24 protein-coding genes, 1 tRNA gene and 5 pseudogenes are annotated in these 26,350 nt (G+C 63.1%); 19 read left to right on the top strand and 11 right to left on the bottom strand.

The genetic code is table 11. The features are described from left to right. Positions 1-31 precede the first annotated feature (31 nt). Both OKW28_RS23390 and OKW28_RS23385 read right to left on the bottom strand, forming a co-directional pair. A complete protein-coding gene (locus OKW28_RS23390) occupies positions 32-472 on the bottom strand; it encodes a hypothetical protein (RefSeq protein WP_429449310.1) in 441 nt (146 codons plus the stop codon). Between the two features lie 22 nt (positions 473-494). After that, complete coding sequence (locus OKW28_RS23385) at positions 495-1,007, bottom strand: flavodoxin family protein (RefSeq protein WP_429449308.1); 513 nt, start codon at positions 1,005-1,007, stop codon at positions 495-497. A 305-nt stretch (positions 1,008-1,312) separates the two neighbouring features. On the opposite strand from OKW28_RS23385, the gene OKW28_RS23380 reads away from it, so the two are divergent. From OKW28_RS23380 to OKW28_RS23360, 5 genes and pseudogenes are all read left to right on the top strand, one after another. Further along, the gene (locus OKW28_RS23380; RefSeq protein ID WP_429449305.1) at positions 1,313-1,552 is read left to right on the top strand and encodes a hypothetical protein; all 240 of its coding nucleotides are present in this window, start codon (positions 1,313-1,315) and stop codon (positions 1,550-1,552) included. A 125-nt stretch (positions 1,553-1,677) separates the two neighbouring features. Then, a pseudogene (locus OKW28_RS23375) lies at positions 1,678-3,077 on the top strand (bifunctional enoyl-CoA hydratase/phosphate acetyltransferase). Positions 3,078-3,237: 160 nt separating this feature from the next. Then, positions 3,238-4,074 (top strand): universal stress protein, encoded by an 837-nt coding sequence (locus OKW28_RS23370; RefSeq protein WP_187638033.1) that lies wholly within the window; start codon positions 3,238-3,240, stop codon positions 4,072-4,074. 57 nt (positions 4,075-4,131) lie between these two features. Further along, entirely contained in the window at positions 4,132-4,638 is a 507-nt protein-coding gene (locus OKW28_RS23365) for a universal stress protein (protein WP_429449303.1), read from the top strand. Next, the gene (locus OKW28_RS23360) at positions 4,635-5,462 is read left to right on the top strand and encodes a universal stress protein (RefSeq protein ID WP_429449301.1); all 828 of its coding nucleotides are present in this window, start codon (positions 4,635-4,637) and stop codon (positions 5,460-5,462) included. The genes OKW28_RS23365 and OKW28_RS23360 overlap by 4 nt, the downstream gene beginning before the upstream one ends. A 134-nt stretch (positions 5,463-5,596) precedes the next feature. On the opposite strand, the gene OKW28_RS23355 is transcribed toward OKW28_RS23360, so the two are convergent. Beyond that, entirely contained in the window at positions 5,597-6,073 is a 477-nt protein-coding gene (locus tag OKW28_RS23355; RefSeq protein ID WP_429449299.1) for a universal stress protein, read from the bottom strand. 180 nt (positions 6,074-6,253) lie between these two features. Between OKW28_RS23355 and OKW28_RS23350 the strand changes: the two are divergent. The 4 genes and pseudogenes from OKW28_RS23350 to OKW28_RS23335 form a co-directional block, all read left to right on the top strand. Next, positions 6,254-6,617, top strand: a pseudogene (locus OKW28_RS23350) (LuxR C-terminal-related transcriptional regulator); the annotation flags it as partial. 190 nt (positions 6,618-6,807) lie between these two features. Further along, positions 6,808-7,239: a response regulator gene (locus tag OKW28_RS23345; protein WP_429449297.1), complete on the top strand. Its 432-nt coding sequence runs from the start codon at positions 6,808-6,810 to the stop codon at positions 7,237-7,239. Then, positions 7,232-8,014 (top strand): fumarate/nitrate reduction transcriptional regulator Fnr, encoded by a 783-nt coding sequence (gene fnr / locus OKW28_RS23340; RefSeq protein ID WP_429449295.1) that lies wholly within the window; start codon positions 7,232-7,234, stop codon positions 8,012-8,014. The genes OKW28_RS23345 and fnr overlap by 8 nt, the downstream gene beginning before the upstream one ends. Before the next feature lie 126 nt (positions 8,015-8,140). Beyond that, positions 8,141-9,018 (top strand): annotated as a pseudogene (locus OKW28_RS23335) (nitroreductase family protein). A 44-nt stretch (positions 9,019-9,062) separates the two neighbouring features. On the opposite strand, the gene OKW28_RS23330 reads toward OKW28_RS23335, so the two are convergent. Further along, the gene (locus OKW28_RS23330; RefSeq protein WP_090804945.1) at positions 9,063-9,338 is read right to left on the bottom strand and encodes a DUF1488 domain-containing protein; all 276 of its coding nucleotides are present in this window, start codon (positions 9,336-9,338) and stop codon (positions 9,063-9,065) included. 307 nt (positions 9,339-9,645) lie between these two features. Here OKW28_RS23330 and OKW28_RS23325 point away from each other — a divergent pair, with 307 nt between their 5' ends. The 3 genes from OKW28_RS23325 (at position 9,646) to OKW28_RS23315 (ending at position 11,201) form a co-directional block, all read left to right on the top strand. After that, positions 9,646-10,317 (top strand): nitroreductase family protein, encoded by a 672-nt coding sequence (locus OKW28_RS23325; RefSeq protein ID WP_429449293.1) that lies wholly within the window; start codon positions 9,646-9,648, stop codon positions 10,315-10,317. A 118-nt stretch (positions 10,318-10,435) separates the two neighbouring features. Continuing rightward, on the top strand, positions 10,436-10,768 hold the full coding sequence (locus OKW28_RS23320) for a c-type cytochrome (protein WP_429454426.1): 333 nt from the start codon (positions 10,436-10,438) through the stop codon (positions 10,766-10,768). A gap of 58 nt (positions 10,769-10,826) precedes the next feature. Then, on the top strand, positions 10,827-11,201 hold the full coding sequence (locus OKW28_RS23315) for a DUF3564 domain-containing protein (protein WP_429449291.1): 375 nt from the start codon (positions 10,827-10,829) through the stop codon (positions 11,199-11,201). A gap of 112 nt (positions 11,202-11,313) precedes the next feature. On the opposite strand, the gene OKW28_RS23310 is transcribed toward OKW28_RS23315, so the two are convergent. Then, positions 11,314-11,442: a hypothetical protein gene (locus OKW28_RS23310; protein WP_429449289.1), complete on the bottom strand. Its 129-nt coding sequence runs from the start codon at positions 11,440-11,442 to the stop codon at positions 11,314-11,316. A 64-nt stretch (positions 11,443-11,506) separates the two neighbouring features. After that, positions 11,507-11,686, bottom strand: a complete 180-nt coding sequence (locus tag OKW28_RS23305; RefSeq protein WP_429449287.1) for a hypothetical protein — start codon at positions 11,684-11,686, stop codon at positions 11,507-11,509. An 83-nt stretch (positions 11,687-11,769) separates the two neighbouring features. Between OKW28_RS23305 and OKW28_RS23300 the strand changes: the two genes are divergently transcribed. Beyond that, the gene (locus OKW28_RS23300; RefSeq protein ID WP_429449285.1) at positions 11,770-12,087 is read left to right on the top strand and encodes a hypothetical protein; all 318 of its coding nucleotides are present in this window, start codon (positions 11,770-11,772) and stop codon (positions 12,085-12,087) included. Between the two features lie 211 nt (positions 12,088-12,298). Here OKW28_RS23300 and OKW28_RS23295 read toward each other — a convergent pair. Further along, positions 12,299-12,505, bottom strand: a pseudogene (locus tag OKW28_RS23295) (NAD(P)(+) transhydrogenase (Re/Si-specific) subunit alpha); the annotation flags it as partial. A 970-nt stretch (positions 12,506-13,475) separates the two neighbouring features. On the opposite strand from OKW28_RS23295, the gene OKW28_RS23290 reads away from it, so the two are divergent. Both OKW28_RS23290 and OKW28_RS23285 read left to right on the top strand, forming a co-directional pair. Beyond that, positions 13,476-13,562 (top strand) — tRNA-Leu (locus tag OKW28_RS23290). 152 nt (positions 13,563-13,714) lie between these two features. Continuing rightward, positions 13,715-14,947, top strand: coding sequence for a tyrosine-type recombinase/integrase (locus tag OKW28_RS23285; RefSeq protein WP_429449284.1), 1,233 nt, complete (start codon positions 13,715-13,717; stop codon positions 14,945-14,947). 532 nt (positions 14,948-15,479) lie between these two features. Here OKW28_RS23285 and OKW28_RS23280 read toward each other — a convergent pair. From OKW28_RS23280 to OKW28_RS23270, 3 genes are all read right to left on the bottom strand, one after another. Then, on the bottom strand, positions 15,480-16,685 hold the full coding sequence (locus OKW28_RS23280) for a sensor histidine kinase (protein WP_429449282.1): 1,206 nt from the start codon (positions 16,683-16,685) through the stop codon (positions 15,480-15,482). A gap of 730 nt (positions 16,686-17,415) precedes the next feature. After that, positions 17,416-18,693, bottom strand: coding sequence for an ATP-binding protein (locus OKW28_RS23275; protein WP_429449280.1), 1,278 nt, complete (start codon positions 18,691-18,693; stop codon positions 17,416-17,418). Continuing rightward, complete coding sequence (locus tag OKW28_RS23270; protein WP_429449278.1) at positions 18,677-19,435, bottom strand: response regulator; 759 nt, start codon at positions 19,433-19,435, stop codon at positions 18,677-18,679. The genes OKW28_RS23275 and OKW28_RS23270 overlap by 17 nt, the downstream gene beginning before the upstream one ends. Positions 19,436-19,754: 319 nt before the next feature. Between OKW28_RS23270 and OKW28_RS23265 the strand changes: the two genes are divergently transcribed. From OKW28_RS23265 to OKW28_RS23250, 4 genes are all read left to right on the top strand, one after another. Then, the gene (locus OKW28_RS23265; RefSeq protein ID WP_429454425.1) at positions 19,755-21,020 is read left to right on the top strand and encodes an efflux RND transporter periplasmic adaptor subunit; all 1,266 of its coding nucleotides are present in this window, start codon (positions 19,755-19,757) and stop codon (positions 21,018-21,020) included. Positions 21,021-21,032: 12 nt separating this feature from the next. Further along, entirely contained in the window at positions 21,033-24,245 is a 3,213-nt protein-coding gene (locus OKW28_RS23260; RefSeq protein ID WP_429449276.1) for an efflux RND transporter permease subunit, read from the top strand. Further along, positions 24,242-25,669, top strand: a complete 1,428-nt coding sequence (locus OKW28_RS23255; protein WP_429449274.1) for an efflux transporter outer membrane subunit — start codon at positions 24,242-24,244, stop codon at positions 25,667-25,669. The genes OKW28_RS23260 and OKW28_RS23255 overlap by 4 nt, the downstream gene beginning before the upstream one ends. 231 nt (positions 25,670-25,900) lie before the next feature. Next, the gene (locus tag OKW28_RS23250) at positions 25,901-26,176 is read left to right on the top strand and encodes a hypothetical protein (protein ID WP_429449272.1); all 276 of its coding nucleotides are present in this window, start codon (positions 25,901-25,903) and stop codon (positions 26,174-26,176) included. Here OKW28_RS23250 and OKW28_RS23245 read toward each other — a convergent pair. Next, positions 26,145-26,270: pseudogene (locus OKW28_RS23245) on the bottom strand (IS110 family transposase); the annotation flags it as partial. The gene OKW28_RS23250 and the pseudogene OKW28_RS23245 sit on opposite strands and share 32 nt — an antisense overlap. Positions 26,271-26,350 lie beyond the last annotated feature (80 nt).

Raw genomic sequence — 26,350 nt, 5'->3', positions numbered from 1 at the left:
CGCGGTCACAGCGAAAGTGCGAGCAGCGGAATTACGACGCGGCGCCGACGAACGCCCGGAAATCCGTTTCGACTGCACGGATCTGCTGCGCACAGCTCGTGTACAGCCAACCGGGGTTACCGTCGGCGCGATACATGCCACGGCACATGCCTTTGAGCCTGATGGTCGAGGCGCCCGCGTCATTGGTGGTCCTGGTTGCCCAGACATAGACGGCGCCGAACATATGCGGCTCGGCGGTTTCGATCGCTGTGTCGTCGGCACGGCGAATCGGCGTCACCGAGCGCTGCGCGAGGTATTTTTTCGTCAATGTCCAAAGGCGATCGCAGTCGGCGCCAGCCGAGCAGTTCACCCACGCCTGTGTGCGGGCCTGCTGCAGCTGAATCTCACTGTCGCGCAATGCGGCAATGCGTGCCTCGGAGTTGCACGCCGCAAGTCCCGCGACGGCGAGTATCGGAAAGAGCCGCCAGTTCATGTTCGCCCGCTCCCCATGCGACTCAACACATCCATTCGAATTCGCCGGCCCGCGCCAGGTGCCGTTTGAGTCCACCGACGAACGCAGCCAGCGCGGCCTGCGCGCCCTGGTGCGCCGCGGCCGCGGTGATCTTGCATTCGGCAACGGCCGGCTTCCCGGCCAGTTCGCCCATCTCGCGAAGCGCCGCGTCGGCGCCGTGTCCGCCGAAGCTGCAGAAAAATGCAACCTGAGGCAGTCGCGCCCGGTTCTCGATGAGATACGAACGCACCGGGGCCGACACGGAACCGGCCCATACCGGCGAACCGATCACGACGAGGTCATAGGCCGACACGCTCAAGCCGGCCGGACCGATTTCCGTGGGCCGCTTGCGGATCGCATCGATCAGCGAGCGCAGATAGCCGCCCGGCCCTGCGCGATCGCTGCAGTCACAGATCGCTTCGAGATCGGCGGCCAGCATTCCGGCAATCGCCGACGCGAGTAGGCGCGTGGTCCCGGTGCGTGAGAAATAGACGACAAGGACTTTTGCTTTGGGCATTTCAGCCTCCATATCACACGCGGTTGTGCATTCACATGCTGGATTCGCAGCACATGCCACGAGCATAGGCGCGCTTGAGCGAATTCTCGTGATCCATATCAAGCGACGAACCTGGCCGTCATGACAGCGCATCGTTGCGTAGGAAAAACCTGACAAGCATGCAGCACGTCCTACCTGAAGCTCGGCACCACCTGATTTGCACCGGCCGGGTGCCGACCCATACTGGATTCGTGACAGCCTGAATCGATTGCCCTCGCGATGCGCCTGGTGCGCGTGCCGAGGTTGACCCGTAAGGAGACCGGGCCATGTCGAACACAGCCTTTTTCGCCCGCGCCGCGACATCGGCGGAACCATCACAGGACGCGCGCAACGCGATCCGTGAATTCGATGCCATCCTCGCGCTCGCGCGCGAGTCGGAGCTGCTGATTACGCTCGACGGACAGATGCGCCGAGAAAAATACCAGAGCATCGCGGGCTCGCTGCATGCGTTCAAACGCTTCGCCGAAGCGCTGTGCGACACCGTCGGTCAGCGTGCGCCGGTCTGACGAAATGCAGGACGCCAGCAGCCGCGTCCCCGAAACAGATGATGCAGATCAACTCACCGGAGCGTCGGCATGACTTAATCGACGTACCTGAAACTCACACGGCATCGTGTCGCGTCGGAGCCATCGTGAACGACAACCTTTTGCGCAACCGCACTTTCGACGAAATCGAAATCGGCGAGTCGGCATCGCTCGTACGCGTGGCCCTGCAGAACGATATCGATCTGTTTGCGGCCGTATCGGGCGATCTCGATCCCGCGCATGAAGATGCGGCGATCGCCGCGGGCGCGCTGTCCGGCCTTGGAGTCGTACACGGCATGTGGACCCCCGCGCTGATTTCCGCGCTGCTTGGCAAGCGGCTGCCTGGCCCCGGCACGATCTGCCTCGGCCAGACCCTGCAGTTCCGTCATCCTGTCTCAGCGGGGGACGCCATCACCGCGATGGTCAAGGTGAAGGAAAAGCGCAATGACGGACGCATCGTCCTGCTCGACATCTGCTGCACGAACCAGAGGGGCGACAGCGTGCTGCTCGGCACGGCAACGGTCGTTGCACCGTCGATGCCGGTAATGTGGCCGTGCACGGTGAATGCCGAGGTCGCTTTGCGACGTCACGACCGCTACGACGCGTTTATGCGGCAGGCGCGCGTGCGTCCCGCATTGCGCACGATCGTTCATCCCTGCTCGGAAGAAGCCATCCTGGCAGCGATCGAAGCCCGCGACGAAGGCCTGATCGAACCGGTCCTGATCGGCCCCGAAGCCAAAATCCGCGCCGCTGCCGAGGCCGCCAACGTCAGCCCGCGGGCGTGCCGATCGAAGCGGTCGAGCACAGTCATGCGGCGGCTGCGCGTGCCGTGGAAATGGGCGCGGCCGGTCGGGTCGCCGCGTTGATGAAAGGCAGTCTGCACACGGGCGAACTGCTCGGCGCGATCGTCGCGCGGACATCCGGCTTACGCACTTCGCGGCGCATCAGCCATGTCTATGCGATGGACGTCCCGGCCTATTCGAAGCCGCTGGTGGTCACCGACGCCGTGGTCAATATCACGCCATCGCTCGACCATAAGCGCGATATCTGCCAGAACGCCATCAACATGTTGCACGCGCTGGGCGTCGAACTCCCGCGGGTCGCGGTGCTCGGCGCGATCGAAACGGTCAACTCGCGCATGCCGACCACGCTCGACGCCGCCGCGCTGACCGTCATGGCCGCGCGCGGTCAGATCACGGGCGCGCTGGTGGACGGCCCGCTCGCCTTCGACAATGCAATCAGCCTGGCGGCCGCGAAAATCAAGCAGATCGATTCGCCCGTGGCCGGTCAGGCGGACATCCTGCTGGCGCCAGATCTGGAAGCCGGCAACCTGCTCGCCAAACAGCTCATGTACTTCGCCGGCGCCGACGCGGCTGGTCTCGTGCTCGGCGCGCGGGTGCCGATCATCCTCACGAGCCGTGCCGACAGCGTGCGCGTAAGGCTCGCATCCGCCGCACTCGGCAAGCTGACGGCGGAACGTGCGCTGGCAGGCTCGGAGCGCCCGTGAACGGGGCGTTTGGGACCGGCGCGCCCCGTCGTTTTCAGGTTCCACTGTCCCCGCCCCACCAGTCGCACGGTTGATCTGAATCAACGCCGCAGCGCCATCGCGCTCATAGACTCAGTTCACATGGTCGGGCGCCGCCCATTCACTTTCCGGGAGCTTTGCAATGAGCTACAAAACCATCGTCGTTCATCTGGATACGAGCCGGCGCGCGCATCCGCGGCTCGAAATCGCGCTGCGCCTCGCGAAGCACTTCGGTGCCCATCTGACCGGCGTATTCGCCCTGTTCAGTCCCGATCCGCGCTCGCTGTACGTGATGGCCGGCACCGCCAGCTACTACGCGACGCATGAGCAGCTGCGCGCCGAGCGGCGCGGCGCGCTCGAACGCCTCTTCCATGCGGAGCTGAGCCGGGCCGGGGTGACGGGCGAGTGGGTCGCCGTCGATCAGTCAGCCAGTCTCGCGGTGCCGCACCGGGGACGTTGCGCGGATCTGATCATCGCCGGCCAGGACGATCCGGATGATCCGGAGTCGTACGTCGGCAACTATTTCCCCGAAAACCTGGTCATGTCCGCGGGGCGGCCGGTGCTGCTGGTGCCGAACGCCAGCAGCGTCACTTCCCCCGGCGGTCATGTGATGGTCGGCTGGGACGGCAGCCGCGAAGCCACCCGTGCCGTGCATGACGCGCTGCCGTTCATGCGCACAGCGCGGCTCACCACGATCGTCGCGGTCAACGGCGCTCGCAGGGAAACGGGCCCTCGTATTCCAGGCGCCGACATCGCAGCGGTGATCGCGCGGCACGGCATCAAGGTCGAAGTCAAGGACGTCGAAGCCGGTCCGGCCGCGTCGGTTGGCGACACCCTCTTATCGGAAGCAGCCGGACTCGGTGCGGACCTCCTCGTGATGGGAGCCTACGGCCATGCCCGCTGGCAGGAACTGGTGATGGGCGGCGCAACCCGCACGGTGCTGCAGTCGATGACCGTGCCGGTGCTGATGTCGCACTGACAATCGAAGGCGCTTTGCAGGCGCGGCCCCAAGCCGCCTCCTTAAGGAGAGTTCGCCATGTACCAGCAGATTCTGGTTGCGGTCGACGGCAGTGAAGTGTCGAGTCATGCGCTCGACGCCGCCTTGCAACTTGCACGCGAAGCCGGCGCGCAATTGCAACCGTTGTATGTTGTGAACGTCCCGCTCATGACGTATGACGTGCCCTCTTACGATCCCTCTTATGTCCGCGACACGCTTCTCGAAGAAGGCGCGCATGTGACCGACGACGCCGCCGCCCGCATGCGCCGCGCCGGCGTGGCGGGCTCACCACGCATCGTCGAGGCGGATCCGGGCGCCGACGACGTCGCGCAATGCATCCAGCGCGCCGCCGCCGAGTTCAAGGCCGACGTGGTGGTGATAGGCACCCATGGGCGCCGAGGTTTCCGGCGGATGGTGCTCGGCAGCGTCGCCGAACGCTTTCTGCGCATTGCGCAGTGCCCGGTGCTCCTGATCTCCGCGCACTGCGTGAACCCGGCTACAGGCGAACAATCGCCAACGGCCGAAGCTGCCAAGGAGCGATCATGAACTGCAAAACTCTGCTCGTGCATCTGGACGACAGTCCGTATAGCGCCGCGCGCACCGAATTCGCGCTCGACCTGGCCCGCCGGTACGAAGCGCATCTGATCGGCTTGTACGTGGTGTGCCAGGAACTCGCACGACCGATTTTATTGGATGGAGAAGGTGCCTGGGTGGCTGCGCAGGAAGCGCAACGCGACGCCAATCTGAAGGACGCCCGGGCACGCTTCCTGGCGGCCGGCGAACGCGCCGGCCTGAGCGTTGAATGGCGCGCGCCAGCGGGTGATGCGGTCGAAACAACGGCTTTGCACGCTCGCCACGCGGACCTTCTGATTCTCGGTCAGTCCGATCCGGAGGAGCCGTCGTCGTATATCGCCCGTTACTTTGTAGAGGACGTGGTCATGAGTGCGGGCCGCCCGGCCATCGTACTGCCTTACGCCGGAGCCGTCCGGTCGTTCGGGCAAAGCGTGTTGATTGCGTGGGACGGCAGCCGCGAAAGCGCGCGATCCGTGGCCGATGCACTGCCGGTGCTAAAGAAGGCGAGATTCGTCACCGTGATGATGGTGCAGCGCCATTCGCAGAGCGGTGAACCGGCCGGCATCGACGTCGCCGCCTGGCTCGCGCGGCACGGCATCGAAGCGGGATTCGCCGGGACGCCCGGAGTGGACGGTGTATCGACCGGCGCGCTGCTGTTGAACATGCTTGCCGACCGCCATATCGATCTACTGGTGATGGGCGCGTACGGGCATGCGCGCGTTCAGGAAAGGTTGCTCGGCGGCGTCACGCGAACCATGCTGCAGTCGATGACCGTGCCGGTGCTGATGTCACACTGATTCGAAACGGATTCGCGATGTACGGGTTTTTAGGCATTACGCGGCGATAGCCCCTCACGAAACTTTCAAGGCGCCCGCTCGTCAGGGCGCCTCTTTTGTCCGCGATCCACAGGCCGAGGTTGTAATTCATGCCGTCACAGGCCCGAGGGTATCTCGTCCAGATCCCGTTCGCGCCGGACCAGCAGGACCGGCACCTCGGTGCGCCGCAAGACGGCTTCAGCCACACTGCCCAGCAGCAAGCGTCCTATTCCATGCCGTCCATGCGTGCCCATCACGACAAGATCGGCTTCGCATTCGCCGGCTATACGGCAGAGCACACCCGCGATGTCCTCGCCGTACGCGTCGAGAACTCGCGTCAAGCCACGCACCCCACGCTGCCCGAATAGCGCGCGAGCATCTTCCAGCGTCGCCATCGCGGCCTCGGCCGACACCGTCGAGCGGCTCTGCTGATCGATCAGGCCGATGCCGACGTCGACCATTTGCGCAGCATGTTCGGCGACGAATACCGCTGTCACGGTCGACTGTGCCGCCTCCGCGATGGTCAGCGCTTCCTGAAGCGCGAGTTGGGCCGCCTGACTGCCGTCGATTGCTACGAGAATCCGCTTGTACATGACATGCTCCTGAACTCTGACGCATCCCCCAACGAACACTGGCGAAACGTGCCCGGATGTTCAGTCTGCGGTTTCAAACCCGAAATACGCTTGATGCGGATCAAGCGCCGGCCGTCTGGCTTCGACCACCCCTCTTTCAGGCACTGCGCTCCGCGTCATCAACCGCAGCTACTGGCATGAGAGCAACAGTACGCCGTGCGCGCTTTCAAAGCCGGCGCATCGGGCTATCTCACCAAGGAGAGTGCCGGCGCTGCGCATCCTCGTACTCACCAGTCTCGCGATCGCCGAGCGCTTTGCGCAAAGCCTCAACGAGCCCGCCGACACGCTGCCCCGTCAGCGCCTGTCGGATCGCGAATTCGACGTATTCCGGCGCATCGCAGCAGGGCAGACCCTCACGGAAATCGCCGCCGAACTGAGCGTCAGCGGCAAGACCGTAAGCACCTACAAAACCCGCAGCCTCGAGAAAATGCAGATGCCTCACGAAGCCGCACTGGTGCGCTATGCACTGCGCCACAAGCTGCTCGGCGAAGACGACGAAATCTAGCGCAGTCATGGCGCCGCTGTCACTGGGTCCGCTCCGTCGTTAACCCCCGTCACATCCGTGGCTCCTCGCGCGGCTGCTTTACCGTCACAGAGTGTATGTAGGAAATTCCCTACAACACTTCGCGCTCGCCTACCCGAATCTCGTTCCCCGCTGATTTTATTTTGAGATGACGCGGCCGATACTTCGAGCCATGAACTCAAGCCCGTCATACCCAGCCGTACGCGTGTTCCTCGTGGACGACGCGATTTCGATCAGGAAACGGATCGCCGCGCGTTTCGGTGCGATCGAAGGCGTCGAGATCGTCGGTGAAGCGGAGGAACTCTGTGCGGCACTGGACGGCATCGGCGCGACGGCAGCCGACGTCGTGGTGATGGATTTACATCTGAGCGGCGGCAGCGGCATCGACCTGCTGCGCAACCTCGCGCAGAGCATGTCCACCGTCATCACGATCGTGCTAACGAATCATTCGGGCACGTGGTTCAGGCAGGCGTGCGTCGCCAACGGCGCGCAGTACTTCTTCGACAAGACCAGCGAATTCGATCTTGCATGCAACACCATCGAGCGAATTGCCCACGAGCATTGCGCGCGTGGTCTCTACCATCTCGGAGCCCATCATGTCTGACGTTGCCGAATATTTCCAGACCCGGACCATCGCGCAGATTCCGCTGCAAGCACTGAAAGACCCCGGATTCGCACCGGCCCCGCCGAAGCACGGCGGCGCCAACTGCTCGAGTTGCGCGATGCGTGCTTCCTGCTTGCCGGAAGGTCTGACGGCGACAGAGACCGAACGGGTCGAGGCGCTGATCTGCCCTTCGCGCACGATCAAAAATGGCGAATCCCTGTTTCGCGCAGGCGATTCGTTCCAGAGCATCTACGCGGTTCGCGCGGGCTCGTTCAAGACCGTCGTGATGCATCGCGACGGCCGTGAACAGGTCACCGGATTTCATCTTGCGGGCGATGTGCTGGGTCTCGACGGCATCGGTTCAGGCAAGCATAGCTGCGATGCGCTCGCCATCGAGGACAGCAAGGTCTGCATCATCCCGTTCCATTTGCTCGAAGCCATGTGTCGCGACGTCAAGGCATTGCAGCAGCATGTGCACAGGCTGATGGGCGGCGAGATCGTGCGCGAGGCCACGCTGATGATGCTGCTCGGCACGATGTCCGCGGACCAGCGGGTCGCGACGTTCCTGCTGAACCTGTCGGGCAAGCTCAAGTCGCGCGGTTATTCGCAGGCCGAATTTCATCTGCGCATGACGCGGGAAGAGATCGGCAGCTACCTCGGGATGAAACTCGAAACCGTCAGCCGCATGCTATCGAAGTTTCAGAAGGACGGCCTGCTCGACACCCACGGCAAGCAGATCAGGATTCTCGACAGGGAAGGTCTCGCCCGCGTGTAGCCGCGCGCGCCGCAGTTGAATCAAGCCGGCATTGCGCCGCCGTTTGATCGGAGTCAAGCCCGCCGCAGGGCTGTCTGACAGGATGGTCTGACGCAACATAGCCGACACGGCGTCAGGAGACCCCGAATGAGCACCCTTCCCAACACGACGGCATGGTCCGTCGATGAACGGCAACTCGACCCGCATGCGGGCATCGACGAGAAACTGCGCTTCGCGCTGCGCTATGCGGTACTCGCGCCGTCGAACCACAACACTCAACCGTGGCATTTCATCGTCGATGGCGACTGCATGACGCTGTGCGCGGACCACATGCGCGCGCTGCCGGTGGTCGATCCGTACGACCGCGAGTTGATTATCAGTTGCGGCGCGGCAAGGGCCTCGCCGCGCTGTTCGATGCGATTGCGCTGCGCGTGACGACGCGTGAGATTTTCGCTGGCGAACCCACGCCACCCGAATTCCAGCGGCGCCTCGTGGACGCGGGGACGGCGGAAGGCTGCGATACGGTCTGCATTGAAAGCACGGCGAGTCGGGAACAGCTCGCCGAGTTGATCGGTGAAGCCGACCAGAGGCAATTCAAGGACCCGCGCTTTCGCCGCGAACTTGCTAGCTGGATTCATCCGCGGCGTCTTCAGGACGGCATGCCCGCGTTGTCGACCGGCGCGCGCGGGTTGCTCGACTTCGCGGTGCCGTTGGTGAGTTCGATCGTTCGCACCTTCGACCTGGGCGGCGGTCTGGCCGCAGCGCATCAGACACTCGTCGCCGGCTCGCCATTGCTGCTTTGCATCGGCACCGGCACGGATGACGCGTCCGCATGGCTCGCGGCCGGGCAGGCGCTCGAACGGGTGCTGCTCACCGCCGCCTCCGAAGGCATGACGGCTTCCTACCTGAATCAACTGATCGAAGTGGCTTCGCTGCGCGAGCGCCTGCGCGCCGCGCTCAATCTGGACGCCGTTCCGCAACTGCTGATCCGGGTTGGCCGTGGCAGCGCCGTGCCGGTGTCGTAGCGCGGCGCAGTCAAAGGGCCGATCAGCGGCCCGGCCGCGCGGCTTCAATCCCGGAAGCGGAAGTAGCCGCTGTGCATCATGACCGGCTTCGCGCCCACTTCTTTCAGCAAATTTCGCGCGGCGGCCTCGATGGGCAGCCGGTGTGTATCGAACGCTTCGATCAGATCGTCTTCACGCAACGAAGGCGCGCCGAAGTGGTCTTCCAGCGCCTCCGCGGTGATGGCGCACTGCACGCGCTCACCGTCGACCTCCGCCGGAAAGGCGACGACGAGATCGCGCGCGCAGTACTCGGGACGTTCCTGCGGGAAATGGATATGCATGGCCGGTACCTGTGAGCGTGAAAGGACGTGGCTTGAATAAAGCCGACGGAAGCGGCGCGGACAACCTGAGTGCGACCACGCTCGGCGCTCCGATGTGTTCAGAATAGACGCGCTTGAAACGTCGCCAATTTTTTGGTGGCGATCCTGGTTGACTCGGATCAAGCGAGTGACATCACCTGACGGCAGGCCTCGAACAGCTCCGCGTTCGCGAAAGCCGGGTTGATTTGAGTCAATCATTAAATGCCGCGGTGGTACACGATGACTGTGTGCCGTTTGCAGTTCCGGCTTGCACGAGGATGACGTGTTCATGAAACATCTATTCAGACTTGGCACCACACCGCGCGATCAGGCGCGTACGCGTCCGGTCACCGGCATGGTGTCAGAGCACATCGAACTGCCTGCTCCCGAGCGCGCCGGCGGCATGCCGATCATGGAAACATTTGCGAAACGCCGCACAACGCGCCGCTTCGCGGCCGACATGCTGGACGACACGATACTCAGCAATTTGCTGTGGGCGGCCAACGGCATCAATCGCGAGCCGGACGGTGGGCGAACCGCGCCCTCGGTGCTGGCCCTGCATGAAATCGACATCTACGCGGTGCTCGCGCGCGGACTGTATCGCTACAATCCACGCCGACATCGCCTCGACCTGGCCGTCGCAAGCGATCTGCGCGGGCTGACGGGCTACCAGGACTTCGTGGGCGATGCGCCGCTCGATCTGGTGTACGTCGCCGACCTTGCACGCATGCACGACATCACACCGTCGCAGCGCGAACCTTTTGCATCGGCAAGCGCCGGCGCGATCGTGCAGAACGTCTATCTCTTCTGCGCGGCCGCAGGACTCGCTGTCGCGGCGCGCGGCTGGCTCAACCTCAGTGCGCTGAGTGTCGAAATGCACCTGCCGCGCGACAGCGTTTCGGTCCTCGCTCAAACGGTTGGCCGCTTCGATTCGTCCGATAGCGCCGACGATGCCGGATAACGCAAGCAAACGGTCAATGATCGCAGGCAAACGTCGGCTTGACGTGAGTCAATTGCAACCGCGTCGTCAAACCTGGACTGAGCCTGCAACCTTTCGTGGAGTGTGTCTCGTGAAAGCCATGTTTCCGCCCTACCTGGCCGCGCATGTAGTCGGGCTCCTGCTGACAGCAAGCGGCGCGGCGTTCGGGCAGTCCGAGCCGACCGCCCTCGTCGATCAACAGCATTGCATGTTCTGCCATACCCGCGACGCGCCGTTTCTCGCGCCTTCGTTCCAGCAGATCGCGCAACGTTATCGAAACGCGCCGAATGCACAGGTGATGCTTGAACACAAACTGCGGGTCGGCGGCAGGGCTCATTGGGGTGACATGGCCATGCCGCTGCCGCCTGACCGCGGCGGACCGATTACGCCCGAAGACGCCCACACGCTGATCCAGTGGGTCCTGAGTCAATGAACCGCAACGAACGACTAGTCGCTTACTGCGGATGCACGTGGTACAGATGGAGAAAGTCATGCGCCTGACCATTCACCTCGACACATTCGACCGTGTCAATCCGATGGCATTTGCCATCCTGTGGCTCGACAACGAAACGCGGCAATGGTCGCGCGAGGGGCACCTGGGCCTCGAACTGCCCGAATGGGGCACGCTGCAAGTCGACTGCGGCAATACACTCGTGTGCGGCCCGCACGATTCGGTGCCCTGCTGTGTGCTTGAGGGGCTTGATCTGAACGTGTCCGGCGGCCCGTTCGAAGGTGAGACCGGGCGTGCGCAATGGTGCGCCAATGCAGGCAGGACGCTGATGAGTGGCCACTGGCACATTCAATGTGTCGACCACGAGGGCGCGGAGCCTGAAAATGGCATTTTCGCGGACGACGACACTGCCTGAACCTTATTTGAACCGTCACGACAACGAGGTGCGCTCATGGGACTGACCGCGGATCTGGACGGCGTACGGCACGCGTATGGACTCTGTATCGTGCGCGCCCCGTGGGCCTATTTCACGCGTGCGCATCCCGCAGGTAGAACGCCAGATAGACGACGCGGATCAAGCAACTGATCTGCTCGCCTGAAATCGACAGCGCGAACAGTTCCGACCTCGTCGCACAAGCGGAAGATCTACGTTTCATGCCGGGCTCAGTCTCCGAATATTTTGTTGATATGCGGCCGTTGCGGGGACGTCCGAAGAGGACTTCAAATGTGGTTATGCCCGCAGCGCTTTTCCATCATCACGCCGCCGCGATGAAAAGAAAAATACCATTTGGAGACCTCACCATCTGCAATCGAGATGGGCCGCGTTGAGGATGCCGAGAGCAATATCTTGTCGCCGGGAACGGGCGCGTGATAGCGCGCAAGCGCTACCCTACCTTGCATACATGACCGCGTTTACCGCGCCAATACGTCCAACTCTCCAAGGCTCACGTGTTGGCCTTGCGGGTTATGGGAATGAATCGAGCATGTTTGCGTCACTGGTCGGCTTCGCGTCACAGCGTATGTTGCCGCCGGCGTTGCTGGCCGCATGCAATGAGCGGGTAGCAGTAGCTCAAGCCGTTGCGGGGGAAGATGCGCTCGTCGCCGCGCGGCGACGAGCGATCTGGACGCTGTACCGCGATGCCGGCGTACGACTGTTCGAACTCGTGTGGTCCGATGAGGCGCAGCTACCGAGGCTCGAGGTCGACGACAGCGGCAGTTGGATTCTTACCGTGCTCGGCAAGGGGCGCAAGACGCGAGCCATTCCCCTGCCGGCGGTCTGCGTAGTCTTGAGCGACCAATAGCGCACATACGGCGAAATAGTCTTCCGGACGCGCTGAACGAACAATGCAGGTGGTCATCGCGGACCCCAGTATATGGAACGCAGAAAACGGACCGCACTCAGGAGTCCGCCGGGCACAACGTTATGCGAGTCGATGTCGTGACGGGGTAAAATTAAGGATTGCTTAGTTCGCTTCCTCGCGCTCGCCGGAAGACTCGATCACATTGGGATGGCGCGCCTTCCTTCGTGACGATCAGATTCAGGAAGTCGAGCAGATTGTGCGCGTAGAGCGACGACGCGTCGGCCGCGACCATCGACGGAACATTCGTGTGGCCGACGAGCGACACGCCGTGCTTCGTCACGACCCAGTCCGCTTCGGTCAGCGGGCAGGCGCCACCGTGCCGGCCTTCATATTCGCCGCCACGTCCCGCAGCGGGGTCCGTTGTGCCGTCTGTGGGCGCTACGTAGCGTTTGTCGTCAGCGACGCGACGGCATCGGAAATGTTCGGCAAAATGCTAGCCCCTCCGAAACCGTCAGAAAACGGCATGTCGTTACCGGTGTGTGCGGTTGCCGTGGACATAGCATGCACCGGCAAACGCGCGAGCAAAGCCGTCCCGAACTGAGCAACGAACGCGTCCGCTCCCCCGTCCCCGCCAAAAATTCCGCTCCGTTCCCGCGAGAGCCGCCCGTCGTGTGGGGGCAAACGTGGGGGCAAAATCCGCCCGCCAAGCAAAAAGGCCTTACAAGCATTGCTTGTAAGGCCTTGATTTCTTTGGTCGGGGCGAGAGGATTTGAACCTCCGACCACCTGCACCTCATGCAGAACCACCCACATGCCTCGTGCGATAGCGAACCCGTGCAAAAATCGCGGCCGTCTGACGACCGGCACGGTAGTGCACCGGGTTACGAGGCACAGCCAAGAGCACGGCGCAGATATCGAAATTCGTTGGACTAGTAGTAGCGCCATTGAGCGCACGCACGGGCGCTGCAGCCAAACCAGTCCCGGTTTCGTCTCCAGCCAACCGAGCGCTGTTCCAGCTCGCTCCGTTTCTCCGTAGTATCGAATCTTCCCGAAGTGATCCATTTTTTTTGCGTATACGCAAACGTATACGCATGCGATTAGGGAGCAGAAATTGCCTTTAAATCATGACGTTATAGCGACTGTTCGAGTCCTCTCTTGGCACCAGATTCAAAAGTAGAGCCGCCTTTTGGCGGCTCTCTTTTTTGTAAGGCCTGGTAGTCGAAATCGTTGTTTGTGTTTCGATTGCCGGATCAGCAGGACGGTGGTTCAGCAGCGATTGCATTACTTCGCTGCGCGTTCAACCGAGCGGATGAGAAAAGCAAGTTTGTTTGAAGCAGGAATTGACAAGCTTAATCATCTTGCTAAAATAGCGGTCTAGCTTGAAGACGTGCCCAGGTGGCGGAATTGGTAGACGCACTAGGTTCAGGTCCTAGCGGTGGCAACACCGTGGAGGTTCGAGTCCTCTCCTGGGCACCAACAGCTATTCCGGCGTAAGCCGAAGAAGTCCGAGAAACCCCGTAAAGTCAACGTCTTACGGGGTTTTTTGTTCTCTACAGATCCCTTGCGTTCCACTGACATCGACGATTTTTGCGTATGCTGTTGCGTATACCAGATTCGGGGGCAAACCCATGCCCAGACGCGTCGAACCGAAGTCAGAGTTGGTGTTCCGTGCAGCTAAAGCGCGTGCGCGCTCCTACCTTCACGCAGATGGAAACGGACTCGCCCTGAGAGTCCAGCCAAACGGCGCCAAGACCTGGCTGTTCCGCTACCGACGACCGAGCACGGGCAGGGAGAACTTCCTCAGCCTCGGCCCCTACCCCGATATCACGCTCGTTGATGCACGACGGTCGGCCACTACCGCGCGCAATCTTGTACGCGAGGGCACCGATCCGGTAGAACATCGCCGGGCCGAATCCACAGCACGCAAACGCGTAGCCGAAGGCGCCTTCCATCTCGTGGCGCAGCGTTGGCTCGACTTCAAACGCAAGGAATGGGCAGACGAAACCTACCGGAAAGCGGAGTTTGTCGTACGCGAATACCTGACTCCCGCGCTCCGCAACAAGCCCATCTCGACGCTTGCCACGCCGGAGGTCAAGCCCATACTCGAAGCGATCGCATCCCACGCGCCCAACCTCGCGACCAAAGCAAGGCAATATGTCGGTGGCATCGTGACGTACGCCGTTCAGAACGGACTGCGCGAAGATGGCGCCGCCTTGACACTCCGCGGCGTTGTGCCACGCCACAAGAAAGGCCACATACCAGCGATCACCAGGCCTGCGGACATCGCTCCGCTCGTTCTTGCCATCGATGCCTACGAGTCGCCTATTACACGCGCCGCCCTCAAGCTCACCATGCTGACCGGCCTTCGCCCAGGTGTAGTTGCCGCAGTGCCGTGGGACGAGGTAAACCTCAAGACAGCTGAATGGCATGTTGCAGCCGAGCGGATGAAAATGCGGCACGATCATATCGTGCCATTGCCGAAACAGGCCATCGCCGTTCTGAACGAGTTGCAGTCACTTACCGGTAAGGGGCACTATGTCTTTCCGTCCCCTGCCCGCCAAAAGACTCCTCATTTACATCGAGATGCATTGAGCAAAGCACTGCGAGAGATGGGCTTTCAAGGAAAACACGCGACGCACGGTTTCCGGGGCATGCTCCGCACGGTCGGACGAGAACGACTCGGTATGGATATCGATGTACTGGAAGCGCAACTGGCACACGCCAAGCGTGGCGATGTACAAAAGGCCTATGACAGAACAACGTTTGACGACGATCGTCGCAGGGTCATGCAGGAGTGGGCCGACTATATTGATCGGCTAAGCATGCCAACGACGGCCGCAGGATCAAGCAAGCAAACCTGAGCACCATACCCACTCAATTGACAACCACCCGCCGCAAACCCACCGCAGAGCCTCGCTCGGCTCCCATTGCACCCGCCGATACCGCCAGCGATACCGGCATTTCATCCTGGCACTCAACGGCTTTAGGTGGGCCGCATCGGAAAATCAACGCCCCCCGCCTTAAAAAATCGTGAAAGCCACGCATCTCAAGACGACTTGGCAGGTTGATACCGTCATCGGTACCGTCAAGTCACGCCCTTTTGCAACGCGATCAACCCTGAACCGCGGTTCGAGCTTCTCTGACTACAACGACGACTTTTGAAGATAATCGGAAGCATCACGCGCAACCGACGTTGCAGAGCCAGCCGGCTCAGCCCGGAAGTTGCAGGTCCACAGCAGGCTCGCCGGGACGTCGGCGAGATTCGCGTGTTCCATGAATGCCTCAGTGCTTCCGAACGTTTTCACCCGATGGTCGCTTAACCGTAGCAGCCGTACGAGCGCGCTGCGCACGCGTTCGTCGTCCTCGACCTCGAACACTTTGGGAGGAGCGTGTTCATGATTTTCGCGGCGAACCGGTTTCTTCTTCCGTGCCCCGCGCGGGGAGCAGGATATGAAACACTGCGCCGCGTTCGCCATTACTTTCGGCCCACAGGCGCCCACCATGCATGGTGATGATGGTGCTGCTGATCGACAGGCCTAATCCCAGCCCGTGTGCCTTCGACGTGATATACGGCGTGAACAATCCGCCGATCTGCTCGGTGCTCAAACCCAGGCCGCGATCGCTCACAGCAACGCTCACGCCGCTTCCGTCCAGCGCGCCCATCGCTGCTACGGAAACAACCCGGTCCTCTGCGGAACATCGTTCTACCGCATCGAATGCATTCATCAACAAGTTGGCCATGACCTGCTGCAGCTGTATGTTGTTGCCGTGCACGACCGGCAAGTCCGGGACGATATCTAACGTCATCTGTATGTCGCGCACGGCAGCATCGCGACGCATGCGCTGAACCACTGAGCGGACCAGGTTGCCCATGTCGAGGGGGAGCGTTTCATGGGGAGCCCGTCTGGCCAGCTGCTGCATCGTCCGGACAATTTCGTTGGCCCTGAAGCTGCTATCCGCGATGTCCGCCATCGCCTCGCGCAACTCAGACAGGTTTGGCACATCCATCCCGAGAATTCGCTGCGCCGCCTCTGCATTGCTCAGGATCGCCGTCAGCGGCTGCCTGATCTCGTGGGCTCCTCCACCTGTCATAAACTCCAGTTCCGACATCCGTGCCAGATGCGCCCCCAGTTCCTCGTCCCGACCAGCTTTCACCTGCTCGAAAACCAGCCTCCAGGCGGGCGAAAGCTCGGTTGGGCACCGCGTGCTCTTGATGTTCACGGCAACACAGCCTCCGTCCTTGCGGCTTGCAATGACGGGTTTCATTGCGCCGCGGGCGGACGGCTCATCACCGAAAGATCGCACTTCGGTCGGGGACTCTCCACCGGGTGCTGTCAACTGAGGAAAGACTGTGCCGCAGCACATGCCGGAGAGTTCTTCCGTCGTATAGCCGAGCAGCGATGCTGCGCAGGCGTTGGTGCAGATGATCGTAAGCCAGTCGTCCACAACAGCGACTGGATATGGAACCAGTTCGATCAGCGATTTGATGCAATCTCTGCGAAACCGAAAGTTGCATCCTCGTGTCCAGCAAGCGGCCCGCCCTGATCCTGCGCAGGAAAAGTCACGACAAATCCCCGTACCAATGCTTTCGATGTCCACGCGGAAACGCGCCATTGCAGCAGGATTGTGACGGCATTCACAGCCTCGCACCGGACAGGTCGATTTGGTCCGCTCATTCCGCCGACTAATCAGCCGGAAGTAGTGGATAGGCAGAATGGGCGCCAAGGAGGACACGACATTCAGGACTGGCCGGACTGACCACCTTTCCCATATTAGTAAGATTTCCATTACTTGCCCACGCCATATTTTTTTACCGCTTTCCGCCGCCGATCGCCTATAGGGCGACGATCTGTCCGCACCCGGGCACCTTGATGACCGTTGAACCCCAAATGCGGCCGTAGAGGTCACGCGGGGTGAACGTCCGGAGAGGGTCTCCCTTCGGGGTTGGGCGCCCCTGGCCGCTGCTTGCTGGCGAACGCGGCCATGATGAATTGGCCGCTGGTGGCGATCCTACACCCTACATCCGCGCTCTCGAGGCGTTCGCAGGAACGCGCGGTCTGCTTCCCGAGCAATTGTGGGATCTGCCCGATCTGCCCAACACGCCCTTCGTGACCGGCGGGCCGACGGGCTCAGCCACACCGCTCGCGTGGGCCCACGCCGAATACATCAAGCTCGTTCGCTCCGCTTCTGATGGTCACCATCCAGACTGAGGCGCGCGCCTTTCTGGTCCATGCCGATGGCGCGCGCCATCTGGCTCACTCTGGGCAGCGCGTCACGCAGCAGCGGCGATTCGTTGCGGTTGCCCGCAGCGGCGACGAACTAGGGTGCTTCAACGTGTGGGGCTGCGCCTCCGAAACATCATCGCGATGACGAGGCCGCCATCGGACGCGTTGGAGATTTGAAGTGTGCCGCCGTGATGGCGAACGAGACGGCGCACGATGGCGAGACCGAGGCCGCTATGCGCGGTGCCACCGCGCGCGGGATCGAGCCGCACGAAAGGGCGCAGCACGCGGTCGAGGTCGGGCGCGGGCACGCCGGCACCATGGTCGCGCACCGCGAGTTCGTAAAGCTCCTCATGCGCTCGCGTGGATATTTCGACGGGCGGCTCGCCGTAGGTCAGCGCATTCTCGACGAGGTTCGACAGGATGCGGTCGACATCGACGATGGGCAGCGTGAAGTCCGGCCCCGCGCGCAGGTCGAGCGTGACGAGCGCGTCTGCGTCCTGTTCGCCGCCAGGACTCAGCGCGTCCGTGTAATCGCGGCGGCAGTGCGCATCCACGCTGATCTGCGGCGAGCCTTCGGGGCTCTCCCTGGCAAAGTCGAGGAACTGCGTGATGACGCGCGACATGGATTCGGCATCGCGTAGGAAACCATCGCGATCGCCCGGATCGGCAAGCAGGTCCGCACGCACCTGCATGCGCGTGATCGGCGTGCGCAGATCGTGCGCGATGCTCGCGAGCATCACGGCGCGCTCGCGCTCGGCCTCGGCCAGTTCGCGCGTCATGTCGTCGAAGTCGCCGATCAGTTCGCGGAGCTCGCGCGGCCCGCGCTTGCGCACGTGGCTCAAGTGATGGCCCATGCGATGCTCGCGCGCGGCTGCGGCGAGGTCGCGGATCGGCCGGTTGAGTTGCCAGGCAAGCACGACAGCGACCACGATGGCGAACACCAGCGTGAGCGTCAGCACGCCGGTGAAACGGCTCGGCGGCACCTCCGCCTGCGGCAGCACGATGCCGCGCGAGCTGCCCGCGGGCAGGACGCGGAGCGTGCCTTCGCTGTCCAGCGCGACGTGGCTGCCTGCGGGCAGGACGCGCCTCAGACGCTGCTCGAGCGGCCCTATCGTGTCGTTGAGGAAACGCTGAGCGTCGGCGGGCGGGAGCCCGTGAATGTCCACCAGAGAAATGCCGAGGATGTCCGCCACGGAACGTTCGTGCCCGGTGTCCTGCTGGCTCATTTGTGCACCGGCCTCCACAACGCGCGAAATATGGGACGCGGCGAGGCTCGCCCGTGTGCGGTCGATCAGCAGCAGCGACGTGAGGTGCACGAGTAGGAGCAGGCCAACCGTGGTAACTACGAGCCGGCCAAACACCGTATCAAGCGGATTCTTCATCGGCCGGGTTGTCGGGAACGAACATGTAGCCGACGCCGCGCATGGTTTGCAGCCGGCGGGGATTGGACGGGTCGTCCTCGATCAGCCGGCGCAGGCGCCACACCGGTACGTCGATGCCGCGTTCCGTGACTTCGGCATCCGGGCCGTGGAGCAGCTCGATGAGGCGCGTACGCGAAAGCGTTTCCATGGGGTGCGAGGCGAGCACTTCGAGCAGCGCGTATTCGCCGCCCGTGAGCTTCACGGGTTCGCCGTCGCACAGGAGCGTGCGCGTCGAGAAATCGAGTTCGAAACGTCCGAACCGGCACGGCGCGCGCTTCTCCGGCGCCGCCGTGGTCTGCGGCTGGCCCTGCCGGCGCAGCACCGCGTGGATGCGCGCGAGCAGTTCCTGCGGCATGAAGGGCTTGCCGAGATAGTCGTCCGCGCCGAGTTCGAGCCCGAGCACACGGTCCACGCCTTCAGCACGGGCCGTGAGCATGACGACCGGAATCGTGTCGCCGCTGGCTCGCAGCTGCTTGAGCGCCGTGAGGCCATCCACGCCCGGCATCATGAGGTCCAGCACGATGACGGATGGGCGCTCGCGTTCCAGCCGCCGCGCCAGCTTCGTGGCGTCGTGCAATACGGAGAACGCGATGCCGCGCTGCTGGAAGAACTTGCGCAGCAGATCGCGCAGTTCGGCGTCGTCGTCAACGAGCAGGACTTGCAGGGCGGAATCGGGCGTGGAAGGTGCGTGCACTTCAGGCATTCGGGGCGGCATGAGGACGGGGTTATCGTAGCCCGGAAAGGGCACGATTGGCTTTCGGAATATTACTGAGATCTGCGGTCGCTAACGCAAAGGCCGCGTCGTCCCGCGTTTCGTGCGCCGAACGCCCGAATCTCTTTCGCCGGTCTTGATGCGTCACTGGACAGTAAGTTTCCGTAAGCACGAAAACATGCGGCATCGGTAGCTTTATGCCTTGCCCAGCACCCGGTCCCGCTACGGCTTCCATTAAGGCTCCCGCCACGGCGCCCGGTGCGGTCCCGTTCTCGCGTTGCGAGGCATTGCGATGTCCAACAGGTCAAAGATGAAGACGCCAACCACCCTGATCCACGATGCGCACCACCGCCTGCACCGCCTGCGTTGGAGGCCGCGTCGGCTGTTTGCAGCACTCTCGATGCTCGCGATACTGGGCACCGCCGGCTGCAACAGGCAAGCAGGCGCACCCGCCGGCTTTCCCGCGCAAACCGCCCAAGTGGGCGTACTCACGCTCGCACCGCAGCGGATCGTAGAGACCACCGAGCTCTCCGGCCGGCTTTCCTCGCAGAAGGTCTCCGACGTCCGCCCGCAGGTGAGCGGCATCATCCTCAAGCGGCTCTTCGTGGAAGGCAGCGACGTGAAGGCGGGCCAGGTGCTCTACCAGATCGATCCTGCCGCCTACCAGGCCGCCTACGACCAGGCACGCGGCACGCTCGAGAAAGCGCGCGCCACGCTGGCCTCCGCGAAGACGAAGGCGGACCGCTACACGGACCTCGTGAAGATCAACGCCGTGAGCAAGCAGGACTACGACGATGCGGTTGCCGCCGTTCGCGAGGATGCCGCGGATGTCACCGCCGACGAGGCATCGCTCGAATCCGCGCGCGTGAACCTCGAATACACGCGCGTGCGGGCGCCCATTTCAGGCCGCATCGGCGCATCGACCGTGACCGAGGGTGCGCTCGTCACCTCGGACCAGACCACCGCGCTCGCCACGATCCAGGCGTTCGACCAGATGTATCTCGACGTCACGCGCCCCAGCACGGAATGGCTGAAGCTGCGCAAAGCGTTCGCCTCCGGGCGTCTGAAGAAGACCGGCAGCGACAGCGCCATCGTCACGCTGGTGATGGAAGACGGCACGGAATACGCACACCCCGGCGCGCTGCAGTTCTCCGGCGTCACGGTGGACGCCACCACGGGTTCGGTCACGTTGCGCAGCACGTTCCCGAATCCCGAACGCGAATTGCTGCCCGGCATGTTCGTGCGCGCGAGCCTGGAAGAAGGCGAGAACGACAACGCGATACTCGTGCCGCAGATGGCAGTAACACGCGCGTCGGACGGCAAGGCAAGCGTCTACGTCGTGGACGCGTCCGGCAACGCCCAGCAGGCGACCGTGGTCGCCGACAACGCGTTCGGCGACCAATGGATCGTGACCTCGGGCCTGCACGCCGGTGACCGCGTGATCGTGAGCGGTTTGCAGAGCGAGCATGCGGGGGCGCCGGTCAAGGTGGTCGCCGATACGTCGCAGACGGGATCGAATGCACCATCGGATGCGTCAGCAGCAAGCACGGCCGCGGCCGTGTCCGCGCAACGCTAGGCGGAGAACGACATGGCAGAGTTCTTCATCAAGCGTCCGATTCTCGCGTGGGTCGCCGCCATCGTCATCATGCTGGTGGGTGCCGCCGCGGTCACGAGCCTTCCCGTCGAGCAGTACCCCACCATCGCGCCACCCTCGGTACAGGTCACGGCGACCTACCCCGGCGCCTCAGCCGACACCGTGGCGGCAACCGTCACCCAGGTAATCGAGCAGAAGCTGAGCGGCATCGACAACGTGCTGTACATGTCCTCCACGAGCAGTTCCGCGGGGCAGGGCACCATCACGTTGACGTTCAATCCCGGCACGAACCCCGACATTGCGCAGGTGCAAGTCCAGAACAAGGTGACGCAGGCCACGCCCACCTTGCCCCAGACCGTGCAGGAACAAGGCGTGCAGGTGGCGAAGGCATCGACGAACTACCTCATGATCGTCGCGCTCTCGTCGCCGGGCGGCACCTGGAATTCAGTGGATCTCGGCAACATCATCGCCACCCAGATCGAAGATCCGCTCTCGCAGCTCAACGGCGTGGGCGACGTCACGCTGTTCGGCGCGCAGCACGCCATGCGCATCTGGCTCAACCCGGTGAAGCTGCGCAGCTACGGCCTCACGGCCTCGGACGTCACCACAGCGATCACCAATCAGAACGTCGAGCTCACCACCGGCCAGGTGGGCGGCGCGCCCGCAACGGACTCGCAGGCCATCAACGCGACCATCCGCTCATCGAGCCTGCTCACCACCGCCGACCAGTTCGCCAACATTCTGCTGCGCGTGAACAGCGACGGCTCCCGTGTGCTGATCAAGGATGTCGCGCGGGTCGAGGTGGGCGGCGACAGCTACGAGACCTCGTCGCGCCTGAACGGCAAGCCCGCGGCGGCACTTGCCATCAAGCTCGCCACCGGCGCCAACGCGCTGCAGGCCGCAAACGCGGTTCGTGCGAAGCTTGCCGAACTCCAGCCGCAGTTGCCGAAGGACGTGGCGCTCAGTTATCCGTACGACACCGCGCCGTTCGTGCGCATCTCGATCGAAGAGGTCGTGAAGACGCTGTTCGAAGCCGTCGTGCTCGTGTTCCTCGTGATGTACCTGTTCCTGCAGAACGTGCGCGCCACGCTGATTCCCACCATCGTGGTGCCGGTGGCGCTGCTCGGCACGTTCGGCGTGATGTCGATGATCGGCTTTTCGATCAACGTGCTTTCGATGTTCGCCATGGTGCTCGCCATCGGCCTGCTCGTGGACGACGCGATCGTCGTGGTGGAAAACGTCGAACGCATCATGATCGAGGAGAAACTCGAACCGAAGGAAGCCACGCACAAGGCGATGGGCCAGATCACGGGCGCGCTGATCGGCGTGACCACGGTGCTCACCGCGGTGTTCATCCCGATGGCGTTCTTCTCGGGTTCCACCGGCGCGATCTACCGGCAGTTCTCCATCACGATCGTCTCCGCGATGCTGCTTTCGGTGATGCTCGCGCTCACGCTCACGCCGGCCTTGTGCGCCACGCTGCTCAAGCGTGCCGACGTGGAACATCACGAGAAGCGCGGCTTCTTCGGCTGGTTCAACCGCTGGTTCACCAAAAGCAATGCGGGCTACAGCAGCTCGCTCGCCCGCGTGGTCGCGAAGCCCACGCGCTACATGCTCGTCTACGGCGTGATCGCCGGCATCGTGGCGTTGCTCTACGTCACGCTGCCCTCCTCGTTCCTGCCCGACGAAGACCAGGGCTACTTCATCGTGTCGATCAGCGCGCCCGCGGGCACCCCGGCCTCGCGCACGCTGAAGACGGTGGAGGCAGTCGAGCACTACGTGCTGAACGACGAACCGGGTGTCAAGCAGGTCATCGCCATCAACGGTTTCAGCTTCAACGGCCAGGGGCAGAACAACGCCATCGCCTTCGTGAGCCTCAAGGACTGGAGCCAGCGGGGCTCTCATGACAGCGCGCAGGCCATCATCGCGCGCGCCAACCAGCATTTCGCGGCGAACCGCGATGCGCAGATCTTCGTGCTGAATCCGCCCGCCATTCAGGAACTCGGGACGCAGAGCGGCCTCGACTTCGAGATAGAAGACCGCGGCGGCGCCGGGCACGACAAGCTCCTCACGGTGCGCGACCAGTTCCTCGGCATGGCGTCGAAGGATCCCACGCTCGCGATGGTGCGCCCGTCCGGCCTCGAAGATACGCCGCAGTTGCAGGTGGATATCGACCGCGAAAAGGCCAACGCGCTGGGGCTTTCCATCTCGGACGTCAACGACACGTTGCAGACCGCGTTCGGTTCGTCCTACGTGAACAACTACATCGACACGGGGCGTGTGCAGAAGGTCTACGTGCAGTCGGATGCGCCGTATCGCATGATGCCCACCGATCTCGGCGACTGGTATGTGAAGGCGAGCAGTACCTCGTCGAGTTCGTCTTCGTCTTCGTCGTCTTCGACAACCACCACGAGCACCAGTAGCAGCACCACAGGCTACGACTCCACCATGGCGCCGTTCTCGTCGTTCGCGAAGAGCCACTGGACGTTCGGGCCGCCGCAGATCGAGCGCTACAACCGGCAACTCGCCACGGGCATTTCAGCCGCCACGCGGCCCGGCGTGAGCACCGGCGAAGCGATGAACGCGGTCGAACAACTCGCCCGCAAAATGCCGCCCGGCTTCGCCGTGGAATGGACGGGACAGTCCTACCAGGAGAAGCAGGCCGGCTCCCAGGCCACGATGCTCTATGCGATCTCGCTCGTCATCGTATTCCTGTGTCTCGCGGGCCTTTACGAAAGCTGGTCGATCCCGCTCGCGGTGTTGCTCGTCGTACCGCTCGGCGTGCTCGGTGCGCTGCTCGCCGCGCATGGACGCGGACTCTCCAACGACATCTACTTCAAGGTGGGGCTGCTGACCACCATCGGACTCTCCACGAAGAACGCGATTCTGATCGTCGAGTTCGCCAAGGACCTTCAGGCGCAGGGACACAGCCTCGTCGACGCCGTGCTCGAAGCCGCCCATATGCGCCTGCGCCCCATCCTCATGACCTCGCTCGCGTTCGTGTTCGGCGTGCTGCCGCTCGTTATCAGCACGGGCGCCGGCGCCAGCGCGCGCCATGCGATCGGCACGGGCGTGACGGGCGGCATGATCGCCGCCACGGTACTCGCCATCTTCTTCGTACCTGTCTTCTTCGTCGTGGTACGCAGACTGTTCAAGGAACACGGCCACACCATGGATGCGGCCGAAACCAACGAGGGCAACGCATGAAACGCACACTGATCGCCCTTCTGTGCGCCGCCGCGCTCGGCGCCTGTTCGCTGGACCCGGCCTGGCAACGCCCGTCGGCGCCCGTCGATAGCACGTGGTCCACCGCGCCCGCGCCGGCGCAGTCGAAAGCGGCAACGGCGGCCACCGCTGCCCCGCTCGCCGCTGACCTCGGCTGGCGCGACTTCTTCAAGGACCCGTGCCTGCAGAAACTGATCGAACTCGCGCTCGCGAACAATCGCGACATGCGCGTGGCCGCACTGAACGTGGCCGAGTACGAGGCGCAGTACCGCATCGCGCGCGCCAACATCGGCCCGACCATCAGCGCGTCGGGGTCGGTCACGCGCGAACGCTGGGAAGGCTCCACCAGCGCGTATAGCTCGAGCAGCGCGAGCGTGGGCCTCACGTCGTGGGAAATCGACTTCTTCGGCCGCCTGCGCAGCCTGAAACGCCAGGCGCTCGAGCAATACCTCGCCACGGACGCCGCCCGCACGAGCACGCAGATCAGCCTGATCGCGACGGTCGCCACCGACTATCTGCAACTACTCTCAGACGAAGCCCTGCTGCAGATCACGCAAGACACGGTGGATGCGGACCAGCACACCTACGATCTGACGGTCAGCATGATGAAGATGGGCAGTGCATCGATGCAGGACGTGCGCCAGGCCGAAAACTCGCTTGCCGCCGCGCGTGCGAGCCTCGCCTCCTACACGCGCGCAGTGGCACAGGACCGCAACAACCTCGTCGCGGAAATTGGCGCGCCGCTGCCCGCCGATCTGCCCCAGGGTCCCGCGCTGATGGAGAACGAGAACACGCTCGCGGACATCGGTGAAGGCGTGCCATCGGATCTGCTCACGCGCCGCCCCGACATCGTCGAGGCCGAGCACACGCTCAAGGGCGCCAACGCGAACATTGGCGCGGCACGCGCCGCGTTCTTTCCGAAGATCGAGCTCACGGCGTCGGCGGGCAGCACCAGCAGCAGCCTCTCGAATCTCTTCAAGGCCGGCACGGGCGCGTGGACCTTTGCGCCGTCCATCTCGGTTCCGATCCTGGACTTCGGCTACAACCGGGCCTCGCTCGACGTCGCGAAGGTAGAGAAGGACATCGACATCGCCAACTATGAAAAGGCCATCCAGACGGCGTTCAAGGAAGTGTCCAACGCGCTTGCGGGGCGCACGACCTACGTATCGCAAGTGGCCGCGGACCGCGACTACGCGAACTCGGCGCAGCAGTACTACGATCTCGCGCAGGCACGCTACCGGGCCGGGACCGACAGTTTCCTGACCTTGCTCGACGCCCAGCGCACGCTCTACAGTGCGCAACAGCAGCTTGCGACGGACACGCTCGCCAGGCAGTCGAACCTGATCACGCTGTACAAGGTGCTGGGCGGCGGCTGGTCGGAAACGAGCGCCGTGGCGCAGCAGTAGCCATACGTCCCATAAATCGACATCAAGGGAACGCCGATCCGATGTACCAGGCAACCTTGATTACTCGAAAAATGCACAGAGCGTGAGAGTACGGACGATGGGTCGTTCCCGGGAGGGCTGACCTATCGTCCCTGCCGTATGTGCCGCCGTTACCTCCCTGACGGCAATCGTCAACACTCGCCATCTCAAAATAAAGTGGCGATCTGCGCCTGAACGATGAGGCTGTTGCGCGTGCGGTTGCGAGCAGCGGTTTCGGTCTATTTCCTCTACACAAGTGCCGACAGCGAACTCGCACCGCAAGAGGATCAAGGGGTCGTCATTCTGCAGCCGACTTCCGCGCCGGACGCGACGCTGCAGCAAAAGGAGGCGTTCGGCCGTCAGGTCGCCGACATCATGGCCAACGTTCCCGAGGCCGCGCAGACGTTCCAGGTCGAGAGCCCGTCGCAGTCGATTGCCGGCGTGACGTTCAAGCCGTGGCGAAGTACTCCAGAAATCCGACGCGCTTAATCGCCTTGTTCACGATCTCCCCTGTTTCGAGGTCCACGTGGTGCACCTGAAACACTGACTTTGCTATGTCAACTCCAACTGGCGTAAGCTGCAGGGCGGATCCTCCGATTTGCCTGTGAAGACCTTCATGATCTTCCATCTTGGGCACTCTGATGCCGTCGGCTCGTGAGGATC

It is taken from the genome of Paraburkholderia sp. 40 (assembly GCF_050434105.1).
GTDB classification, from domain to species: Bacteria; Pseudomonadota; Gammaproteobacteria; order Burkholderiales; family Burkholderiaceae; genus Paraburkholderia; species Paraburkholderia tuberum.
The sequence above is the reverse complement of the archived record's forward strand: the minus strand, read 5'-3'. Positions and strand labels throughout refer to the sequence as shown.

What these genes read in the sequence shown, in the direction of transcription:
- OKW28_RS23390 (WP_429449310.1), bottom strand. Translation starts at nt 472, where the DNA reads ATGAACTGGCGGCTCTTTCCGATACTCGCCGTCGCGGGACTTGCGGCG.
- OKW28_RS23385 (WP_429449308.1), bottom strand. Translation starts at nt 1,007, where the DNA reads ATGCCCAAAGCAAAAGTCCTTGTCGTCTATTTCTCACGCACCGGGACC.
- OKW28_RS23380 (WP_429449305.1), top strand. Translation starts at nt 1,313, where the DNA reads ATGTCGAACACAGCCTTTTTCGCCCGCGCCGCGACATCGGCGGAACCA.
- OKW28_RS23370 (WP_187638033.1), top strand. Translation starts at nt 3,238, where the DNA reads ATGAGCTACAAAACCATCGTCGTTCATCTGGATACGAGCCGGCGCGCG.
- OKW28_RS23365 (WP_429449303.1), top strand. Translation starts at nt 4,132, where the DNA reads ATGTACCAGCAGATTCTGGTTGCGGTCGACGGCAGTGAAGTGTCGAGT.
- OKW28_RS23360 (WP_429449301.1), top strand. Translation starts at nt 4,635, where the DNA reads ATGAACTGCAAAACTCTGCTCGTGCATCTGGACGACAGTCCGTATAGC.
- OKW28_RS23355 (WP_429449299.1), bottom strand. Translation starts at nt 6,073, where the DNA reads ATGTACAAGCGGATTCTCGTAGCAATCGACGGCAGTCAGGCGGCCCAA.
- OKW28_RS23345 (WP_429449297.1), top strand. Translation starts at nt 6,808, where the DNA reads ATGAACTCAAGCCCGTCATACCCAGCCGTACGCGTGTTCCTCGTGGAC.
- fnr (WP_429449295.1), top strand. Translation starts at nt 7,232, where the DNA reads ATGTCTGACGTTGCCGAATATTTCCAGACCCGGACCATCGCGCAGATT.
- OKW28_RS23330 (WP_090804945.1), bottom strand. Translation starts at nt 9,338, where the DNA reads ATGCATATCCATTTCCCGCAGGAACGTCCCGAGTACTGCGCGCGCGAT.
- OKW28_RS23325 (WP_429449293.1), top strand. Translation starts at nt 9,646, where the DNA reads ATGAAACATCTATTCAGACTTGGCACCACACCGCGCGATCAGGCGCGT.
- OKW28_RS23320 (WP_429454426.1), top strand. Translation starts at nt 10,436, where the DNA reads ATGTTTCCGCCCTACCTGGCCGCGCATGTAGTCGGGCTCCTGCTGACA.
- OKW28_RS23315 (WP_429449291.1), top strand. Translation starts at nt 10,827, where the DNA reads ATGCGCCTGACCATTCACCTCGACACATTCGACCGTGTCAATCCGATG.
- OKW28_RS23310 (WP_429449289.1), bottom strand. Translation starts at nt 11,442, where the DNA reads ATGAAACGTAGATCTTCCGCTTGTGCGACGAGGTCGGAACTGTTCGCG.
- OKW28_RS23305 (WP_429449287.1), bottom strand. Translation starts at nt 11,686, where the DNA reads ATGCAAGGTAGGGTAGCGCTTGCGCGCTATCACGCGCCCGTTCCCGGC.
- OKW28_RS23300 (WP_429449285.1), top strand. Translation starts at nt 11,770, where the DNA reads ATGTTTGCGTCACTGGTCGGCTTCGCGTCACAGCGTATGTTGCCGCCG.
- OKW28_RS23285 (WP_429449284.1), top strand. Translation starts at nt 13,715, where the DNA reads ATGCCCAGACGCGTCGAACCGAAGTCAGAGTTGGTGTTCCGTGCAGCT.
- OKW28_RS23275 (WP_429449280.1), bottom strand. Translation starts at nt 18,693, where the DNA reads ATGAAGAATCCGCTTGATACGGTGTTTGGCCGGCTCGTAGTTACCACG.
- OKW28_RS23270 (WP_429449278.1), bottom strand. Translation starts at nt 19,435, where the DNA reads ATGCCTGAAGTGCACGCACCTTCCACGCCCGATTCCGCCCTGCAAGTC.
- OKW28_RS23265 (WP_429454425.1), top strand. Translation starts at nt 19,755, where the DNA reads ATGAAGACGCCAACCACCCTGATCCACGATGCGCACCACCGCCTGCAC.
- OKW28_RS23260 (WP_429449276.1), top strand. Translation starts at nt 21,033, where the DNA reads ATGGCAGAGTTCTTCATCAAGCGTCCGATTCTCGCGTGGGTCGCCGCC.
- OKW28_RS23255 (WP_429449274.1), top strand. Translation starts at nt 24,242, where the DNA reads ATGAAACGCACACTGATCGCCCTTCTGTGCGCCGCCGCGCTCGGCGCC.